Below are 18,877 nucleotides of genomic sequence, written 5' to 3'. Positions count from 1 at the left end.
AGCAGGAGTCACTATGGGATTTTTCAATAGTATTTTTGGTAAGACAGCACCGCCACAGCGCGAGCTCAATCACCCATCCCAGCTCAATGTGGGCGACATGATCTCAATTGATGACAGCTTTGCCCTGCCGCCACAACTTCGTGGTCAACAATTGAGGGTCGAAGCCGTACATACCTACGAGTCTGAACGTAAACAGCAAACCGAATGGTTACTCAAAGGTCATGGCAGCGACACACTCTTTTTAAGTATCGAAGAAGACGACGAAACCTATCTCGCCTTTTCGATTAAGATTTCCCGCGCCCAAGTGGAACAGTTATTCGATCTTGAGCAGTTCAGCGCCCTGTTCGATGAACCGGGTCATGCCGAGTTAACCACTCAAATATTACCGGCAGACTTAGCGGAACAACTGGAACAATGGCTTGGAAAGCAATATCACCAAGTGACGTTTGCCGCTTTTGGCTATTTCCATCGTCAGGATTACCGCGGTCAAAAACCACCACAAGACGTCAATGGCGCCACGGGTGAGCCCTTCGAGTACTATTTACTGCTCGATGACGACGAAAGCTGCGCCGTCGAAGTGGAAGTCTACGAAGGTGGCGACACAGATGTTGTCTTGACCCTATATCGTCCACTGACGGATATTCGAGATTACTGGCCAGCGAAATAACCCAAAAATAAGATAAAGTGCGTGCTCGCACTTTATCGATAATCCCAATACAATCTCACAGATAAGCGCTAGAAACGGTTGATAGCAATAGGTAATACGCCATGAGTAAAACCAAACACCCTCTCCCCGAGCAATGGTTGAAGAACCAACAAGCCGCAAAAGCAACGCAAGTGGCTTTCGATCTCGATGAAAAATTTCAATACTCAATTCGTAAAGCCGCGTTAGATGCAGGCGTGAGCCCTTCGGATCAAATTCGCACTATTTTGGGCTTGAGCGTATCGAAGCGGCCATCGCGTCCGCGCCTTACTGTGTCACTCAATGCCGATGATTATGTGCAACTGGCAGAAAAATATGGGTTAAGCGCCGATTCGCAGCTAGAAATTAAACGCCGTGTACTCGACGATTTAGTTCACTTTGTGGATGAAACCTAACGCCGCAATCACTTCACGCGCCAGCCCTTTATGTGAATGGCTGGCGTGATTAATCGACAAATAGCCCTTTTATTGACTAAGACAATTTACTCATAGCCTAAAGTCTTTTACTTTAGTTGAGATATTCGCTGCACTTAACAGGGATCATGTTTGGCATGACAGATAAAACCCCATGGTCACTTCGCACCCTTGGCACCCCTTCTCCATTCGAAATGGCGATGATGCTGTTATCCCTGCTGTCGGTGATCATAGTGCTCGTCATGACCTTCGGCCGCCTCGATAGCGAAACCTACCGCTTACTCTTTTTCGTCGATACCAGCATTTGTATGATCTTCATGATCAACTTCTTTATTGGGTTGGTCCGTGCTCGTGATAAGCGCTTTTTCATTCGGCACCATTGGATTGATTTTATTGCCAGTATTCCGGCAATTGAAGCCCTGCGCATGGCGCGGCTGTTCCAAATCCTGCGGGTAATACGCCTGATCCGCATGAGTCGTTCACTGCTGCTGCCGCTGATCAAACAACGTAAACAAGCCACCTTAGCCAGTTTGCTCGTCGCCATGGTGACGATTCTGACCTTAGCCTCAGTGATCATTTTGATCGTCGAAAGCGGCACAGAAGGCGCTAATATCCAAACCGCAGAACAAGCGATTTGGTGGGCGTTAGTCACTATCTCGACTGTCGGCTACGGCGATTATTATCCGGTAACGACAGCTGGCCATATCATAGGCGGTATTGTGATTGTCAGCGGCGTGAGCTTTTTCGGGGTGATCTCAGGTTATATGGCGTCGGTATTTGTCGCGCCCGATGAAACAGAGCGTCAGGAACGCCAAGAAGCCCATAAAGCCGAAATCAAATCAGAGCTTGAATTAGCCTTAGCGAGAATGGAAGAAAACCAGCAGAAAATGGAACAGAACCAAGCGCAAATGCTCGCCAAAATTGCAGAGCTTAAACAGGTTATCGAAACCAGAAATAACTGATTTAGCGAAGAATGGGCTAACAATCTGCAAAAGAAAGGGCTCAATCCAATGTGGATTGAGCCCTTAGTATTTTTCAGTGCCGAGCTAGAATCAGTGCTGCGCCAGTCAATAGACTTAGAATTAGGTCAAAGTTATAAACATAACCCTACCAATAGGCCTGTTGCTGCATCGCATTACGACGTGTCGATTCCATGGCAAATAACAAACTCTGCTGTTTGTCTTCCAGCCATTCATTTAAATCGATATCCAACTCTCGGCTCGCATCCTGCACCGCGCGGTAACAAGCTAAGGTTTTAATCCCAAGCACTAAATCTTGCCAAGGTGCGCGAAATGCATCCCGTGATTTCGCTTCATATAAACTGCCATAGGCGTGACCGACTAAGATGCTCTCATCAAGCACTGCAGCCACTTGCAGGTAATTTGCGGTAGTCATGACAGTATTGAGTGGCATTACCTCAACGATCGCCATCCAAGAGGCTTGCTGGGCGCTGTCGGCATGCTGGCGTAAGCTAGGCTGATTGCTGATATCCACTTCACCGGCACTGACCTTAAGCAAAATCTCGACAATCGCCAGCTGTAATTGACCATATTCAGTTTGCTGCCACAAGGAGAGTAAACGTTCAGTTAGATGTATTTCACTCAGCTGCGCCATGAGCCGCGCTTTAACTTGGGCATGTTGGCCAAGTTTTGCGAATAAGCCCCTTTGGCTCCCAAGCAAGGCGGTTAGCGCCTGTGCTTGCTCGATAAAATCGAGCTGTTTTTCAATCGACATGAATTGACTCGACAGTGTCACATTCAATAATTCGAACTGACTTAAGGTCATCCGCAGTAGACGAATACAGGCGCGCATCCGCCACCACAGTGCCACACAGGCTTCGGGTTTGCTTTCCTCTGCAATCATGCTTTCTAATAATTGCCAACGCTCAAGCGCGGTTTCAAGCAAGATTTGGCAGTTTGCGGTTAAATCCTGTGTAGAAGAATCGCGGGGTTCAGCGAGAGGCAGAAATTCTAACGCGGTTAAATCGAGCGGCTTAGCTTTACCCGCCAATCGATAGCCGCGCTGCGCCTTACTGGCTTTGCCTAAACGCACGGGCACCACACTCGCCACTTGCGTTGCCAGTTTAAGTAGCGCTTCGGTATCGCCACTGAGGAGTTCAAACTCTAACTCGCACAGGGCTTCTTGCTGGCCATTAGCGGTGATTTCACCTATGTCTAACGCCACTTCAACCACGCTATTATCAATCTGAACATGCCAAGCGCGGCGATAAAAATCGGTGTGAAATATACAAGTCAACTGGGCTTGAGTGGCCGCTAAATCGGCATCGGCTGGCCAGATACTGGCTGGGAATAGACTTAAATCTGGGCTATCAGCTTGGATAGTCACATTATATTCGGGCCGCGAATGAATCCCGCCCACGACTTGCCCAGCGGTTTTTATGGTCTGCTCTCTGTGCGCATCGTAACCACGCACCCGCAAACCCATGTCCCACTGACGCAGTTGTAAGTCAGGGGTGTCGAAGTAACCATTCGCCAAACGACGTTTACCTTGAGGTACGGCATTATCGAGACTATCTAACTTATTTATCAGGGATTCTTGATATATCGGCAGGAAAAACAGTTTTAATTCAATCTCAGCATTCATTGCGTTACCGCTCATTTTGTCATCAAACATTCATTGATGCGTCATCTTTAGTTCATAATGTCACAAATGTGTCATAAAAATCCCGTAGGATTTGGTTTTGCAGTTGGTATATAACCCGTTAGAATAAACCTGTCGTTTTTTCTGAAAAAACACAGTTTCAATACGCGGACGCATAGGTTAACATGCGCCCGCTTTTTCCAATAATGGAACAATCTAAATAGGTAAACGGCAATGCCAGTAAACTCTATTTTGGGCGTGTTTGCAAAATCGCCAATTAAGCCTCTTCAAGAGCACATGGACAAAGTACACGATTGTGCATCGTTACTCGTCGCCTTTTTCGAAGCCACTATCACAGGTAACTGGGACAGTGCGGTTCAATTACGTAAGCAAATTAGTTTAGCCGAGAAGCAAGCAGATTCACTAAAGCGTGAAATTCGCCTTACTCTGCCAAGCGGTTTGTTTATGCCAGTAGAACGTACAGATTTATTGGAACTTTTAACTCAACAAGACAAGATTGCCAACAAAGCAAAAGATATTTCTGGTCGTGTTATCGGCCGTCAGCTGTTAATCCCTCAGGTCATGCAAGTCCCTTTTATTGCTTATCTACAACGCTGTATTGATGCGGTAGCACTAGCAAAACAAGTCATTAATGAACTCGAAGATCTGTTAGAAACAGGTTTCCGTGGTCGTGAAGTCGACTTAGTGGCAAAAATGATCAACGAACTCGATATCATCGAAGAAGATACTGACGATCTACAAATTCAGTTACGCCGTCAGTTATTCGCCATGGAATCTGAATTGAATCCTGTCGATGTGATGTTCCTATACAAAACGATTGAGTGGGTCGGTGGTCTTGCAGATCTCGCCGAACGCGTCGGTTCACGTCTTGAGCTTATGCTGGCTCGCGTTTAACAAATAAGGTTATCAAGGTATCAATATGGTTGATGCAGGTATTGAGGTGGCTAACGTCTTAGTCACCAATGGCCCGTGGCTTATTGCCGTTGCGGCTGCATTTGGTTTTCTCATGGCATGGGGTATTGGCGCGAATGACGTTGCCAATGCGATGGGAACCTCTGTAGGTTCAAACGCAATTACGATCAAACAAGCGATTATTATCGCGATGATCTTTGAGTTTGCGGGCGCGTTTTTAGCGGGTGGCGAAGTCACCAGTACAATCCGTAATGGGATTATTGACCCCAGTTACTTCACTAATACACCTGAATTGCTGGTTTACGGCATGATAGGTTCGCTATTAGCGGCAGGTATTTGGTTAGTCGTCGCGTCTGCTTTAGGTTGGCCAGTATCGACTACACACTCTATTGTCGGCGCCATTATTGGTTTCGCGGCAGTCGGTGTAGGCACTGATTCGGTTGAATGGGGTAAAGTGGGCGGTATCGTAGGTTCTTGGGTGATTACCCCTGCAATCTCGGGCTTTATGGCATTTATCATATTCCAAAGCGTACAGAAGCTTATCTTCAACACTGACGATCCATTAAGCAATGCTAAGCGTTATGTGCCTTTCTACATGGCATTTGCTGGCTTTATGATGTCTTTAGTGACCATCCTTAAGGGCTTATCCCACGTGGGTATTCACTTAAGCGGCGCTGAAGCTTATATGTTAGCGGGCGCAATCGCGGTTGTGGTTGGTCTAGTGGGTAAAGTGGCGATTTCACGTTTAAAAATGAGCGACAAAACTGACCGTCAAACTCAGTTCAAAAACGTTGAAAAAGTGTTTGCGATCCTGATGGTACTGACAGCCTGTTGTATGGCTTTCGCCCATGGTTCAAACGACGTTGCCAACGCGATTGGTCCTTTAGCAGCGGTTGTTTCTGTCGTTAACAGCGGCGGTGAAATTGCATCAAAATCGCCATTAGTCTGGTGGATTTTACCTTTAGGTGCCGTAGGTATTGTGATGGGTCTGGCGATTTTTGGTCAGCGCGTTATGCAAACTATAGGTAAAAACATCACTCACCTGACGCCAAGTCGTGGTTTTGCGGCTGAATTAGCAGCGGCTTCGACAGTGGTTATCGCATCGGGCACAGGCTTACCTATCTCTACCACACAAACCTTAGTCGGTGCAGTATTAGGTGTGGGTATGGCCCGTGGTATCGCAGCGATTAATATTGGTGTAGTGCGTAATATCGTTGTGTCTTGGGTTGTGACCCTACCTGCAGGCGCAGGCCTATCAATCATCTTCTTCTACATGATTAAAGGTATCTTTAATTAAGAAGTTTCGCTAAATAAGTTGCTGAAGTTAAGCAGCATTAGCGCCTAGGACTAGAAGGTCATAGGAAAGATTGAGTGAAAAGGGAATGGTCATAGCATGGATGCAGTAAAGTTGAGGGAAGTCTATGACTTCCCTCTTGCATTACAGGCCTCAAATCCCTAGCATGTGCAGACTATTTCGTTGATGAGAATACAAAAGTGTTAAGACTCCTGACTCTGGTGGGAATGATGTTGCTGTCTTCCAACCTGCTGGCCGAAGGCCAATCCCGTTACATTTCGGATAACGTGTTCCTTTATCTTTTAGGTGGTCCTGGTACTGAGTTCCGAATTGTTGGCTCAATTGAAGCGGGTCAACCTGTGACACTGCTCAACGAAACCCAAGGTGATTACTCTAAAATCATCGACCATAAAGGCCGTGAAGGTTGGGTACAAACTAACTTAATCAGCTCAACTCAAAGTTTCCGTGAACAAGTGCCAGCGTTAACCACTGAGCTTGCACAAGCTAAAGCTAAGCTAGCGGAAGTATCAAGTTCAACGGATAACCACGCCGACGAAGTTGCCGAACTGAAGGCTAAGCTAAGCGAGTTAGAAACAAACCTAGCCAAAACCACTCAAGAGCGTGATCAACTGAAGAATGCTGTAGATCGCACCGCCCAAGACGAGCGTTTTGAGCTTTGGCGTCAAGGTGGATTAATCGCAGGTTTAGGTTTAATCCTAGGCATTATTTTAGTGTATTTACCCAGACCACAACGTCGCAGTAAAAAACGTTGGATGTGAGTCTGACACACAAAAAATCTTAATTTACCTTCCAAAAGCCAGTGTTTTCAAACACTGGCTTTTTTGTCAATCAAGCGTTACATCGACTTATACCAATCACCTTAAATATCTAATCAGTTCAGAGCCTCACAGGCATCTCAATCCAAGGCGCATTGACGCAGAAATGGTCATTCCCTTTTAAGTCAATGCAACACCGGAGTGGGATGCCTGTGAGGCTCCCGAAGGGCGGGTTTCAACGCGCTTTATACTGCGTTTAAGGCTTTCGACAGAGCACCACTATGCCTTCAAGCCTTCGCCTTGTCTAAAGCGCGTTGAACTCCCGCTGAATGAACAGATATTTAATACGATTGGTATTATTAACAAGCCAATCAAACAAGCTTCACAATCTTTCACGCTATAGTGTTGTCCGTCACATTTTGGTTGTATAATCGGCGCGCGCAAACCTTCATATTGTATACAAAATATCAAATGCGTTTGGCGCCTCCCAATTTGTTTCAACAATAGCGCCCCAATAACGGCCAAGATGGAAGCGATAACTATGTTCAAAGCGAGTGAAGTGCTGGCAGGCCGCTACGATTCTGCCAATCTCGACGAACTGTTCAAAGCGATCAGCGACAACTACATTGTCGATGAAGAACAATACTTGTCAGAGTTGATCCAACTAGTTCCCTCCAGTGATGAAGCCATAGAGCGCGTCACTCGTCGTGCCCACGAACTGGTTAACAAGGTTCGTCAATTCGATAAAAAAGGTTTGATGGTGGGCATAGATGCCTTCCTGCAACAGTACAGCTTAGAAACACAGGAAGGCATTATCCTGATGTGTTTAGCCGAAGCGCTGCTGCGTATTCCTGATGCGGCCACTGCCGATGCACTGATTGAAGACAAGCTTTCAGGCGCTAAGTGGGATGAGCACATGAGTAAGAGTGACTCTGTACTCGTTAACGCATCGACCTGGGGCCTTATGCTCACAGGTAAGATTGTTAAACTCGATAAAAAAATCGATGGCACCCCAAGCAACTTACTGAGCCGCTTAGTTAATCGTCTCGGCGAGCCAGTGATCCGCCAAGCCATGATGGCCGCGATGAAGATCATGGGTAAGCAGTTCGTGCTGGGCCGCAACATGAAAGAAGCCCTGAAAAACAGCGAAGACAAGCGTAAGTTAGGCTATACCCATTCATACGATATGCTGGGCGAAGCGGCGTTAACTCGCAAAGATGCAGAGAAATACTATACCGATTACGCCAATGCGATCACTGAGCTCGGTGCTCAAAGCTATAACGAAAATGAATCACCGCGCCCAACGATTTCAATCAAGCTATCGGCATTGCACCCACGTTACGAAGTGGCCAATGAAGACCGCGTTTTAACTGAACTGTACGACACAGTTATCCGCCTGATTACACTGGCTCGCGGCTTAAATATCGGTATTTCTATCGATGCTGAAGAAGTCGATCGCCTCGAGTTGTCACTGAAACTGTTCCAAAAACTATTTAATTCAGAAGCGGCAAAAGGCTGGGGATTACTCGGTATTGTGGTTCAAGCTTACTCTAAGCGTGCCCTGCCCGTACTGGTTTGGTTAACTTGCCTTGCGAAAGAGCAAGGGGATGAAATCCCCTTACGTCTGGTAAAAGGCGCCTATTGGGATAGCGAACTGAAATGGGCCCAACAAGCTGGCGAAGCCGCTTACCCACTTTACACTCGCAAAGCCGGTACTGACGTTTCTTACCTCGCCTGCGCCCGCTACTTGTTATCGGATGCGACTCGCGGCGCTATCTACCCACAATTTGCTAGCCACAATGCGCAAACCGTTGCGGCGATTTCAGATATGGCGGGCGATCGTCACCATGAGTTCCAACGCTTACACGGCATGGGACAAGAGCTGTACGACACGATTTTGTCGGAAGCTGGCGCCAAATCGGTACGTATTTATGCGCCCATCGGTGCCCATAAGGATCTACTGCCCTACTTAGTGCGTCGTCTGCTGGAAAACGGGGCCAACACTTCGTTCGTCCACAAGCTCGTTGATCCTAAAACCCCAATCGACTCATTAGTGGTGCATCCGCTAAAAACGCTGACGGGCTATAAAACCCTGGCTAACAATAGAATCGTTTTACCTGCCGATATTTTCGGTAGCGATCGCAAAAATTCCAAGGGACTCAATATGAACATCATTTCCGAATCTGAGCCATTTTTCGCGGCAATAGAACAGTTTAAAAATACCCAATGGCAAGCAGGCCCTCTGGTTAACGGCAAAACCTTAACCGGTGAGCACAAAACCATAGTCAGCCCATACGACACCACCCAAACAGTGGGTCAAGTCGCATTTGCCGATGATGCGGCCATAGAACAAGCACTCGCGTCTGCTGAAGCGGCGTTTGCCTCATGGGCACGTACGCCGGTTGAAACCCGTGCCTCTGCGCTGCAAAAACTCGCGGATTTATTAGAAGAAAACCGCGAAGAATTGATCGCCTTGTGTACCCGTGAAGCGGGCAAGAGCATTCAAGACGGTATCGACGAAGTACGTGAAGCCGTTGATTTCTGTCGTTACTACGCAGTACAAGCCAAGAAAATGATGGCGAAGCCTGAACTGCTTCCTAGCCCAACGGGAGAGCTGAACGAACTGTTCCTCCAAGGCCGCGGCGTATTCGTGTGTATCAGCCCGTGGAACTTCCCATTGGCTATCTTCCTCGGCCAAGTGTCTGCGGCATTAGCGGCGGGTAACACAGTGATTGCGAAACCTGCGGAGCAAACCTCAATTATTGGTTACCGTGCAGTACAACTCGCTCACCAAGCGGGTATTCCTGTCGAGGTTCTGCAATTCCTACCGGGTACGGGTGCGACTGTGGGTAGCGCAATTACGGCCGATGAACGTATCGGCGGCGTATGCTTTACCGGTTCAACTGGCACAGCAAAACTGATTAACCGTACACTAGCCAACCGTGATGGCGCGATTATTCCTTTAATCGCCGAAACTGGCGGTCAAAATGCCATGGTAGTGGACTCAACCTCACAACCTGAGCAAGTGGTTAACGATGTGGTTTCATCGTCATTCACTAGCGCAGGTCAACGCTGTTCAGCATTGCGCGTACTCTTCCTCCAAGAAGACATCGCCGATCGCGTGATCGAAGTGCTGCAAGGCGCGATGGATGAGTTAGTGATTGGCAACCCAAGCTCAGTGAAAACTGACGTAGGCCCAGTGATTGACGCAACCGCCAAAGCCAACTTAGATGCGCACATCGACCACATCAAGCAAGTCGGCAAGCTTATCAAGCAAATGCCGCTTCCTGCTGGCACTGAAAACGGTCACTTTGTTTCGCCAACGGCGGTTGAAATCGATTCGATTAAAGTGCTTGAGAAAGAACACTTTGGCCCAATCCTGCACATTATTCGCTACAAGGCTGCAGAGCTAAGCCAAGTGATCAACGAGATCAATAGCACAGGCTTTGGCTTAACCTTAGGCATCCACAGCCGTAACGAAGGCCATGCCCTTGAAGTTGCAGATAAAGTCAACGTGGGTAATGTGTACATTAACCGTAACCAAATCGGCGCTGTGGTGGGTGTACAGCCTTTCGGCGGTCAAGGCCTGTCAGGCACTGGCCCTAAAGCCGGTGGCCCACACTACTTAACCCGTTTTGTGACTGAAAAGACTCGCACTAACAATATCACCGCCATCGGTGGTAACGCGACGTTGTTATCACTGGGTGATGGCGAAGAATAATATCGCTCGCCAGTAAACATAAAAAAGCCAGACTCAGTCTGGCTTTTTTATTGGCTGCGGTTTATCTCTGACAAAGATAAGTAGTCCTAAACCTCAGGATGAAATATCTAGCCTTTAATATCGAACGAGTGCGAGCTAGCTCAAATTTTTAATCCTCGTGATTTCAAAGCACTTGCGGGGGATTGCGTACGGCTGATAAAAGCCCTCATAATCACACAGTAATTGGGCTTGATAGTTTTGACTTCTACTTTTGACTTTAAAATAAGGTGGCTATGACATTTTCGCTGTTAGATATTTCTGCATTGGTGTGGTTTATCGTTTCTTGGGCTGGCTATACCGCCTTTGCCCGTCGTAAGGCGAAAGATACCGACTGTATTGCCCGAGGTCTGCATAAGCATAGAATTTACTGGATGCTTGAGGTGATGACCCGCGGCGTGCGTGTGGGTGATGCGGCGCTGCTGGCCAACCTTGAGCGCAATATTGCCTTCTTCGCCTCGACCACCCTGTTTGTGCTCGCGGGTGTGCTGACCTTATTTGCACAAGTTGAGCGGCTAGAAAGTGTTATTGCGACGATTCCCTTCGCCACGCCACCGAATCATGCGCTGGTGCAAGTCAAACTCGCCTTGCTAGTCAGTATTTTTGTGATGGCCTTCTTCCAGTTTACTTGGTCGATGCGCCAATACGGTTTTGTGAACGTGATGATAGGCGCGGGTCCTTTAGATAGCGATGGCTCGAACGACAATCTCAAAGCCTACGCAAGGCAGATGGCGACGGTACAAGATCAAGCGGCGCACTCCTATAACTATGGCTTACGCGCCTATTACTTTTCGATGGCAGTATTGTGCTGGTTTGTACACCCAATACTCTTTATCTCGGCGAGCTTATTTGTGATCGCGACCTTATATCGCCGCGAGTTTAAGTCCCGCGCAGTTCTGGCGATCACAGCGGCAAAAGGCCATCTGCAAATAGAGAGTCAAGTGCGGGAAACGGCACGTAACCACAAAATAGTGTCATAACCTTAGCGGTTTAGGTCGCAGGTATCATCTTGGTTGAAATTATTGTTCTATACTCTTTGGGTTATGTTTCTATTGAAATACTGGGAGAGTGCTATGAGCGATAACTTATTAACCTTAGATGAAGTGTGCAAAATGTTAGATAAAACACCTGCGACCATCAAACGTTTCGCTCGGGAGAATTTACTCTCGAGTGTTCAAGATGGTGACGAATTGAAATTTCCTGAAGCGGAAGTAAAACGCTACCTCGCCTTTTCACAACGCTTAGGCTAAAACGCATTAGGCAACTCACGGCAAATAAAGCGGGGTAACCGCTGCTTAAATCGTTTGATTTTGATTTTGAGTTTGTGAAAGTGGCTTGAATGTAAATGCGATGCTTGAGTTTAAATACAAGGCTTAAGTTTAAGCCGTCTATAACGAATGAAAACAACCTATGAACACAACATGGACAGTAAAACTCAAAGGGATTTGAACTAAGCCATTCCGGTTTGTTGTGAGGGAGTGGTTAGCCGGATTTAGCGGTGCAAACCATTAAACTGACGCCATTAAACTTAAGCCACTAAACTTTAAGCTTTAATCCAACAAAATTGAACCATCACTGGGCATTTAAAGCCTGTTGCAACTGTCGATAGGATAACCTCTCCCGCTGCGTTTCACTTAAGCCCAAATCGGCAGCGAGTTGCTGCAATTGAACGTCATACTTAGGCAACAAGGTCTCATCATTGGTCATAATCGCAAGCTCAGCAAAATCCCCTAAACCTTCGATATGATCGATTGTTAGATGAAATTCACCCAGAAAATAGATACTGCGGCGCTTTTTAATTTCCAGTACGCACTCATAACCTAAGGTATGCAGCATACTTTTTGCTTTTGTTGCTTCGGTGATATTCACGGCTTCACAGCGGTCTTTCTCAGGCCCTTTCACTATCCACAGCATAATCCCCGATGGCTGCATCTCACGGATACACAAGCTCTTGTGCTCGCTTTTAAGTGACTCTGATGGCAGATCAAAGTAACAGTCATGCTCAAGGTTATCTTCGAGCATGATCTCGGGATTTCTCATTTGTAAGGCAGCGAAAAAAGCGTGGCGATCCAATAAGCGGTATTTAAGCTCGACCTCAAATTGACCATTAAAATGAGCATTAATTTGTGGGGCTAACGCTTCTGGCATCGCAGGGTTCATCGATTTATATCCGCTTTTAATGGGTAAAATATATCGCTATTTATCATATTGAGCGTCAAAGGTTTGAGCATTAACGCCTTGAATACAGCAGGCTTAAGCGAGTCTTTGGTATAAGGCCTGATACTCTGCACTGTCTTCAATTAAGCTCTGGTGAGTGCCAGAGGCAATAATCTTACCCTGACCGAGTAGATGAATCTGATCCATCTTCGCCATAGCAGTTAAACGATGGCTAATCATCAGCAAGGTTTTATCCTGAGCAAATTCAAACAGTAAACTTAAAATCTCTCGCTCGGTACGTTTATCTAGCCCTTCTGTCGGCTCATCGAGCAATAGCAGCGGTGCATCACGCAGCAGCGCTCTTGCAACCCCGATTCGGCGCTGCTCGCCACCCGAAAGCTGACGTCCACCTTCACCTATCCACCTATCCAGCGGTTTATCACCCGTGAGTAAAGCGCCAAGTCCGACCCGCTGTAACACATCAATCAAGCGCTTATCGTGGGCAGTGCGTTTCTCGCCTTCGATAACTGGTAAGGCTATTACTAAATTTTCCCGTAAAGTGCCCGCAAACAAATAGATGCGTTGGCTAATCACAGTCATCGCATCCCTAAGCCCGCGCTCGCTGTACTCTGCAAGTGGGAGACCGTCGAGCTTGATGTGCCCTTGCTGCGCTTGCCACTCGCGGGTAATCAGCGCCAGTAAACTCGACTTACCGCAACCCGTTGGCCCAAGTAGCGCGACTTTTTGCCCCGCTTTTATCTCAAGGGACAAACCTTGCAGCACGTGTTGATCGTCTCGATAACCAAAGTGGATATCTTCAATCTGCAATGCGCCAGATTTTGCCCTCAGGCCAGTATCGGTAACAAATTGAATATCGGCCTCTTGTTCGGTGATTTCGTTAATCCGTGTCGCCGCCAATACACAGCCAGACAAATGCTGAAACGCGCCCGCGATCGGCATCATCATCTCAACGCAGGCCATAGTGGCAAACACCATAAGCGCAAACATAGGGCCCGGCGGCACAGCATCACCCACGCCTTGAGCGGCTAAATACAGCATCATGATCAAGGCTGAACCAGTGGAGAGGATCAATATGGCTTGGCTGAGCGCTGTGATATTGGCCATCGCACTTTGGCTGCGAAACAGCTCTGTTTGCGCATCATTCAGTTTTTGCCTGAATCTGTCGTTGGCGCCAAATAGGCTGAGTTCGGCTTGGCCTTGCAACATATCCAATAATTGCACCCGATAATGGCGCTTGGTTTCGAGCATAGTTCGGCTCGGCGCGTGTCCAAGGCGATAAAATAACAGTGGCATCACCAGCCAAATGGCGACTAAAAACAGGCAAAGACTGAGGGCAAGTTTGGCATCGAACCATGCGAGAAATAGATACAAGAGCCCAGTCATCAGCAGTGATGCCGCCATAGGCGTGAGCAGTCGCAGATATAGATGATCTAGGGTATCGATATCGGCAACTAAGCGATTGAGCATGTCGCCACGGCGTAGCCCCTGCAGATTTTTAGCACTGAGCGGCAAGAGTTTACGCCACGCCCAAACGCGAAGCTCAGTCAGCAACTTAAAGGTCGCCTCATGGGTCGCTAAACGCTCGCCATAACGACTGGCAGTACGGGCAATTGATAAGAAACGCACACCGCCAGCAGGAGTGAAAAAGTTAAAGGACTGCGCCGTGACTATCGTCAAACCCGCGACCGCGGTAGCGGAAAGAAACCAGCCCGACAGTGACAGTAAACCTATGCCAGCCATCAAGGTAATAATGGTCAGCAGCAAGCCCACGGACATCATCAGCCATTGGCGCGAGAACAATCGAATAAAGGGGATTAGCACTTTCATTGGGCCTCTCCTTTAGTGGGCTCGGCGGCAATGTCGAGTGGTGCATCACTGTTAAGCGGCGTATCACTGGCGCTGACCGATAACGGTACAAGTTCAATATCCGCCACGGACTCAATATTCTCACGCAGCAAGGTTTGGAATAAGCCGTGCGTGTTAGACAAAGTGGTAAAGTCGCCCCGCTGTACTATCAAGCCTTTATCGAGCACAAGAATAGTATCCATTTGATCTAACTGATCTAATCTATGGGTCACCATAATGCACATCTTACCCGTCATGGCCCGATTTAACGCAGAACTCACCGCCTGCTCACTCTGGCTATCTAAACTGGCAGTGGGCTCATCAAGGACAAACAAACTCGCCTTTTGCCCAAGCGCCCTGGCCAAGGCAATACGCTGGGCTTGGCCGACGGATAAACCGGAAGATTGCTCACCGACCGGCGCATCTAATCCCATTGGCTGCGCCTTAACGAAGTCGCTAATATTGGCCTCTGCCAGCAAGTGCCACAGCGTATCGTCGGGCAGAGTGGGGGCGGCTAAAGCTACGTTATCCCGCACAGTACCGTGGAATAACTGCGGTTCTTGGCCCAGCCAAGCTAAATGCTGTCGCCAATGGGCTAAATCTAATGCGGATAACTCATGGCCATTGATCAGCAAATGGCCCTTATAGGGTAAAAATCCCAATAAGGCATTGAGTAAACTGGTTTTCCCCGCGCCGCTTGGGCCAACTAAGGCTAAACGTTGATTGTCTTTTAATTCAAAACTCAGCGGGCCGAGTAAACGCGTGCCATCAACACTAAACACTTCAAGATGATCAGCACTCAGGGTTTCTATGCTACTGATACGAACGTGGCCGACAAACTCAGGCTCGGGATGTTCGAGCAAGGTAATCAAGGCTTCCGCGGCGCCGACGGCCTGCGCCTTAGCGTGGTAATGAGTGCCCATATCCCGCAGCGGTTGATAAAACTCAGGGGCTAAAATCAGAATAAACAGCCCAGTAAACAGGCTAAATGGAATACCGACTATTTGAGGATCTGTACTTGAGCTGATATTGGCATGCGCGCCATAGTAGCCAAAATCTAAGTGACCTAAGTAACTGAAACCAAAATAAACCGCCAGCACAGCAATCGAAACCGCCGCAAAAAACTCTAATACCGCCGAGCTTAAAAAAGCCATGCGCAGTACCGACATAGTGCGACTACGGAACTCTTCCGAAGCAGTGGCGATTACCTTTAGCTCAGCATCACCACGGTGGAAGAGTTTCAACGTGCTTAAGCCTTTTAATCTATCCATAAAGTGGCCGCTCAATCTTGCAAGCGCACTGAAATTCTTGCGATTGGCATCAGCAGCGCCCATGCCAACTAAGATCATAAACATAGGGATTAACGGCGCTGTGAGTAACAGAATTAATCCTGCCGCCCAGCTAATCGGGAAAACCGCCGCTAAGATGAGGATGGGAATAAAACCAGCAAGGCTGATTTGTGGGAGGTATCTGGCATAAAAGTCTTGTAAATCTTCGACTTGCTCTAACACTATGCTGGCCCAACTGCCTGCGGGTTTACCTTTAATAAACGCCGGACCTAGCTTAGTCAACTTATCCATCACTGCCGCGCGAATATGACCACGTAGACGCTTACCCGCCTCAAAACTGGCGCGTTCACGTCCATAAGCCAGCAAGGCGCGCAGTAACATCAAGGCGATTAACGCAATCAAATGAGGAGTATAGGTATCAATACTCATGCTGGAACTGACCATTTGGGCATTGTCAGTTAGCGGTACGACTTGCTGCCCCATGATCACGCCATCCAGAATCGTCGCGATAATATAAGCCTGTGCCACCATAGCGACGGCACTTATCATCCCAAGCCATAACGACAATTTAAGGAACAAGCCACAAGCTTTTTTCTGGGCTTTAAGCCAAACAAGCAGGGATTTTTCTAACGACTTATCCATGGTGCTCCAACAAGAAACCAATTAAGCGACTCGTAGCGGGAATCGGCTATTAATAACCATTCAGTTTACGGGGCTTGCAACGGCTAAAAAGTTCCGATAGGGACGCAGTATCGCAGGCATCTAAAGCAGATGAAACCCTATTCCAGACTTTTGCTAGCAGACTCACAAAAACGAGCTAAAGATAAACAAATCCCTGAGTTAACGGAACTTTCCCTAGCACTAGCCTGTTTGGGGAAACTTAGGTAGCATGAACCTCTTTGTATTAATTATCCCCTACCTATGCCAAATAAAAATGCCGGTTTTACCCTGATTGAACTCGTTGTGGTCATTATTATTCTAGGAGTATTAGCTGTAGTTGCGGCGCCTAAATTCATTAATATACAATCAGATGCCTATAAGAGTCAGCTATCTGGTGCACTGGCTTCGATGAAATCCGCCGTCACCCTATTCAAAGCTAAGTCGGAAATTGCTAACAGCGGCCCCACCAATCGAGTCGTTTACGACGGGATCCGTGGCGAAAACTACCAACCTTGGGCTGCCAGCGCCAGCGGTACAGCCCCAAGCGCCGCTTATACTACGCCGCCAGAGATCTTTAAGGCTGCTGGGCTCAATGTCGATGAATGGTCCTATCGAATCCATACTACTGGCGGTACCTACCAAGTCATTGCCACACCGAGGCAAAAACTGAACCTTGACACGCCGACTCAGGCGCAAGTCGAAGCGACAAATTGCTATATCGACTACAAGTGGGAGACGACGGGAATCCCCACCTATAACAAGGTCGACACAGGTTGCTAGAACGACCTTAAAGCTGAAATATAATAGAAAAACAGCGAGCTAACCTAAGGTTATCTCGCTGTTTTTGTTAGCGCCACATTTTACAATCAAACGTTTTTTAAAAGCGTTACCCTCACTGCACTGCGCCGTATTTTACTAGCACATGCCAGAGCAACTTAAGTTCGTGGGCGACTTGGGCACGGTTACCGCGTTCGCGCCAATGCTGGGGTGAATGATATAAATCCCGCGCGGCCACACCTATGGCATAGGCATCGACTCTGTCTTCTATGGCGATACGATTAGCGAGCGATGGCATAGTCGGCCCGCGAAAATCGCTGGGGATCTGCGCCGTATGTAGGCTAAAGCCATCATGATATTGCAGCTCGATATCATATCTGTCGCAAATCTTGCTTAAGCTGGCGCCAATATCAGTGCCTTTAAAGCTTGGATCGGCCACCAGCATGGCGATATCTTCATCGAGGGAAACATCACCGTGGATCTGCGCCTCGATATAATGATCGAGATTATTCGATAACGGCCGCTCGAAACGTGACAGCAAGGAAGCATTGAGCTGATGCCCCAAATAATGAATCACATTCAGGGGCTTAAAGTCGGATTTGCCTAAGGCATAGTGACGCTCAAAACTCTCGGTCAGCAGCGCCGCTAACACATCATCAAAGCATGATAGCGTGCCCTTCTCTTTCGGATTGCGGTACGAATCGAGATAACAAAAGGTCGAACGTGCCATCACACTGGCGTGGGTCAGCAAATAGCAGCTACCAAAACGCGGCGCGGGGCCGTCCTGCCACATGCCCAGATCGAGTGCGCCATATTTAGGCCGAGATTTAGTGCCCTTATACACATCACCAAACAGCTGATTTTCCCAGTGATCCCTTGGGCCACCTAATTCAGGGGATAACTGGCCGTTGGAAATATGGGTCTCAAACTGACTGCGGTATTGACCATCGCGCAGCAAACCTTCGGCCACTGTCATACCACGGCTGTCGATTCTATCGGGGTGAAAATGCAGCGCAATTCGGCCGCAGTTAAGTAATTGTTTGAGGGCGAGTTGCATCTCATGCATGGGGATGTTCGACATCTGCTGCACATTTTTAATCACAGCGACGGCCTGTTCACTGCGACCTCGAGCAAGGCGTTCAATATGCTGTATCGCTGTCATAGTCCACCTATAAATGAGAGGCGTTTAACCGTTTCCCGCGTTAGCTCATCCTAAAATAAACACGAGAGTCATCGCAAGCATGCAGAGAATAGATATTGATGAATTCTACTCCTATCGTCTTGAGTTTATACCACTCAAATTAATCTAGCGTGATCTACCGCTAACTCACTCTAACTTTTAGATAAAAAGAGTCGACGAGTTAACTTTAAACCGATCTGTTTAGTAGATTGAATCAGCCTGATAGCCATACTGTACATTTGGTGAGTCCATTAGGCTCAACCGCACCCAAAAATAACAGTAAAAGTGCGGCCCAAAGCCTCTACCAGTACAATACAGCACTTAACCGAATGCAGATTCGCCCTCAATAAGCTCAAACTCGACTGAGGAAACTTGCGCCTAAAAGATAAGCGAGACCGAGAGAAAGCCGCTGACAAGCGATTTATGTGCCAATATGAATGAAACCCGCTGTAAAAGTCTTTATTCGATGGC

15 protein-coding genes are annotated in these 18,877 nt (G+C 47.7%); 10 read left to right on the top strand and 5 right to left on the bottom strand.

Annotated features, from left to right (window positions below; all coding sequences use genetic code 11):
• Nucleotides 1-13: 13 nt before the first annotated feature.
• The 3 genes from MO387_RS04340 (at nt 14) to MO387_RS04330 (ending at nt 2,078) form a co-directional block, all read left to right on the top strand.
• A complete protein-coding gene (locus MO387_RS04340; RefSeq protein ID WP_107946618.1) occupies nt 14-667 on the top strand; it encodes a hypothetical protein in 654 nt (217 codons plus the stop codon).
• A gap of 101 nt (nt 668-768) precedes the next feature.
• Entirely contained in the window at nt 769-1,098 is a 330-nt protein-coding gene (locus MO387_RS04335; RefSeq protein ID WP_006082928.1) for a hypothetical protein, read from the top strand.
• Between the two features lie 155 nt (nt 1,099-1,253).
• Nucleotides 1,254-2,078, top strand: a complete 825-nt coding sequence (locus MO387_RS04330) for an ion transporter (RefSeq protein WP_006082929.1) — start codon at nt 1,254-1,256, stop codon at nt 2,076-2,078.
• 145 nt (nt 2,079-2,223) lie between these two features.
• Here MO387_RS04330 and MO387_RS04325 read toward each other — a convergent pair whose 3' ends face one another.
• Nucleotides 2,224-3,720, bottom strand: coding sequence for a CYTH and CHAD domain-containing protein (locus MO387_RS04325; protein WP_107950128.1), 1,497 nt, complete (start codon nt 3,718-3,720; stop codon nt 2,224-2,226).
• A gap of 231 nt (nt 3,721-3,951) precedes the next feature.
• On the opposite strand from MO387_RS04325, the gene MO387_RS04320 reads away from it, so the two are divergent.
• From MO387_RS04320 to MO387_RS04295, 6 genes are all read left to right on the top strand, one after another.
• The gene (locus tag MO387_RS04320) at nt 3,952-4,632 is read left to right on the top strand and encodes a TIGR00153 family protein (RefSeq protein ID WP_006082931.1); all 681 of its coding nucleotides are present in this window, start codon (nt 3,952-3,954) and stop codon (nt 4,630-4,632) included.
• A gap of 25 nt (nt 4,633-4,657) precedes the next feature.
• A complete protein-coding gene (locus tag MO387_RS04315; protein ID WP_006082932.1) occupies nt 4,658-5,947 on the top strand; it encodes an inorganic phosphate transporter in 1,290 nt (429 codons plus the stop codon).
• A gap of 227 nt (nt 5,948-6,174) precedes the next feature.
• Complete coding sequence (locus tag MO387_RS04310) at nt 6,175-6,723, top strand: TIGR04211 family SH3 domain-containing protein (protein ID WP_199908812.1); 549 nt, start codon at nt 6,175-6,177, stop codon at nt 6,721-6,723.
• A 523-nt stretch (nt 6,724-7,246) separates the two neighbouring features.
• Entirely contained in the window at nt 7,247-10,441 is a 3,195-nt protein-coding gene (putA, locus tag MO387_RS04305; protein WP_199908783.1) for a bifunctional proline dehydrogenase/L-glutamate gamma-semialdehyde dehydrogenase PutA, read from the top strand.
• Between the two features lie 272 nt (nt 10,442-10,713).
• Nucleotides 10,714-11,457, top strand: a complete 744-nt coding sequence (locus tag MO387_RS04300) for a DUF599 domain-containing protein (protein ID WP_107946615.1) — start codon at nt 10,714-10,716, stop codon at nt 11,455-11,457.
• A 93-nt stretch (nt 11,458-11,550) separates the two neighbouring features.
• Nucleotides 11,551-11,727 carry a helix-turn-helix domain-containing protein gene (locus tag MO387_RS04295; RefSeq protein WP_006082937.1) on the top strand — a complete coding sequence of 59 codons (177 nt, stop codon included), beginning with the start codon at nt 11,551-11,553 and terminating at the stop codon, nt 11,725-11,727.
• A 322-nt stretch (nt 11,728-12,049) separates the two neighbouring features.
• Here MO387_RS04295 and cyaB read toward each other — a convergent pair whose 3' ends face one another.
• From cyaB to cydD, 3 genes are all read right to left on the bottom strand, one after another.
• A complete protein-coding gene (cyaB, locus tag MO387_RS04290) occupies nt 12,050-12,637 on the bottom strand; it encodes a class IV adenylate cyclase (RefSeq protein WP_107946614.1) in 588 nt (195 codons plus the stop codon).
• Between the two features lie 93 nt (nt 12,638-12,730).
• Nucleotides 12,731-14,482 carry a cysteine/glutathione ABC transporter ATP-binding protein/permease CydC gene (cydC, locus tag MO387_RS04285; protein ID WP_242326079.1) on the bottom strand — a complete coding sequence of 584 codons (1,752 nt, stop codon included), beginning with the start codon at nt 14,480-14,482 and terminating at the stop codon, nt 12,731-12,733.
• Nucleotides 14,479-16,431: a cysteine/glutathione ABC transporter permease/ATP-binding protein CydD gene (gene cydD, locus MO387_RS04280; protein ID WP_242326078.1), complete on the bottom strand. Its 1,953-nt coding sequence runs from the start codon at nt 16,429-16,431 to the stop codon at nt 14,479-14,481. The genes cydC and cydD overlap by 4 nt, the downstream gene beginning before the upstream one ends.
• Nucleotides 16,432-16,710: 279 nt before the next feature.
• Between cydD and MO387_RS04275 the strand changes: the two genes are divergently transcribed.
• Entirely contained in the window at nt 16,711-17,229 is a 519-nt protein-coding gene (locus MO387_RS04275) for a prepilin-type N-terminal cleavage/methylation domain-containing protein (RefSeq protein WP_242326077.1), read from the top strand.
• A gap of 112 nt (nt 17,230-17,341) precedes the next feature.
• Here MO387_RS04275 and MO387_RS04270 read toward each other — a convergent pair whose 3' ends face one another.
• A complete protein-coding gene (locus MO387_RS04270) occupies nt 17,342-18,388 on the bottom strand; it encodes a DUF3626 domain-containing protein (protein WP_006085967.1) in 1,047 nt (348 codons plus the stop codon).
• Nucleotides 18,389-18,877 lie beyond the last annotated feature (489 nt).

This window comes from Shewanella sp. N2AIL (assembly GCF_022690845.1).
GTDB lineage: Bacteria > Pseudomonadota > Gammaproteobacteria > Enterobacterales > Shewanellaceae > Shewanella > Shewanella baltica.
Note: the sequence above shows the minus strand (reverse complement) of the source record. Positions and strands in the feature narration are given on the sequence as shown.

Excerpts from the sequence above, each read along its gene's own strand:
- MO387_RS04325 (WP_107950128.1), bottom strand. The coding sequence starts at position 3,720 with ATGAATGCTGAGATTGAATTAAAACTGTTTTTCCTGCCGATATATCAA.
- MO387_RS04275 (WP_242326077.1), top strand. The coding sequence starts at position 16,711 with ATGCCAAATAAAAATGCCGGTTTTACCCTGATTGAACTCGTTGTGGTC.
- cydC (WP_242326079.1), bottom strand. The coding sequence starts at position 14,482 with ATGAAAGTGCTAATCCCCTTTATTCGATTGTTCTCGCGCCAATGGCTG.
- MO387_RS04310 (WP_199908812.1), top strand. The coding sequence starts at position 6,175 with ATGTTGCTGTCTTCCAACCTGCTGGCCGAAGGCCAATCCCGTTACATT.
- MO387_RS04340 (WP_107946618.1), top strand. The coding sequence starts at position 14 with ATGGGATTTTTCAATAGTATTTTTGGTAAGACAGCACCGCCACAGCGC.
- putA (WP_199908783.1), top strand. The coding sequence starts at position 7,247 with ATGGAAGCGATAACTATGTTCAAAGCGAGTGAAGTGCTGGCAGGCCGC.
- MO387_RS04270 (WP_006085967.1), bottom strand. The coding sequence starts at position 18,388 with ATGACAGCGATACAGCATATTGAACGCCTTGCTCGAGGTCGCAGTGAA.
- MO387_RS04315 (WP_006082932.1), top strand. The coding sequence starts at position 4,658 with ATGGTTGATGCAGGTATTGAGGTGGCTAACGTCTTAGTCACCAATGGC.
- MO387_RS04300 (WP_107946615.1), top strand. The coding sequence starts at position 10,714 with ATGACATTTTCGCTGTTAGATATTTCTGCATTGGTGTGGTTTATCGTT.
- MO387_RS04295 (WP_006082937.1), top strand. The coding sequence starts at position 11,551 with ATGAGCGATAACTTATTAACCTTAGATGAAGTGTGCAAAATGTTAGAT.
- MO387_RS04320 (WP_006082931.1), top strand. The coding sequence starts at position 3,952 with ATGCCAGTAAACTCTATTTTGGGCGTGTTTGCAAAATCGCCAATTAAG.
- MO387_RS04335 (WP_006082928.1), top strand. The coding sequence starts at position 769 with ATGAGTAAAACCAAACACCCTCTCCCCGAGCAATGGTTGAAGAACCAA.
- cyaB (WP_107946614.1), bottom strand. The coding sequence starts at position 12,637 with ATGAACCCTGCGATGCCAGAAGCGTTAGCCCCACAAATTAATGCTCAT.
- cydD (WP_242326078.1), bottom strand. The coding sequence starts at position 16,431 with ATGGATAAGTCGTTAGAAAAATCCCTGCTTGTTTGGCTTAAAGCCCAG.
- MO387_RS04330 (WP_006082929.1), top strand. The coding sequence starts at position 1,254 with ATGACAGATAAAACCCCATGGTCACTTCGCACCCTTGGCACCCCTTCT.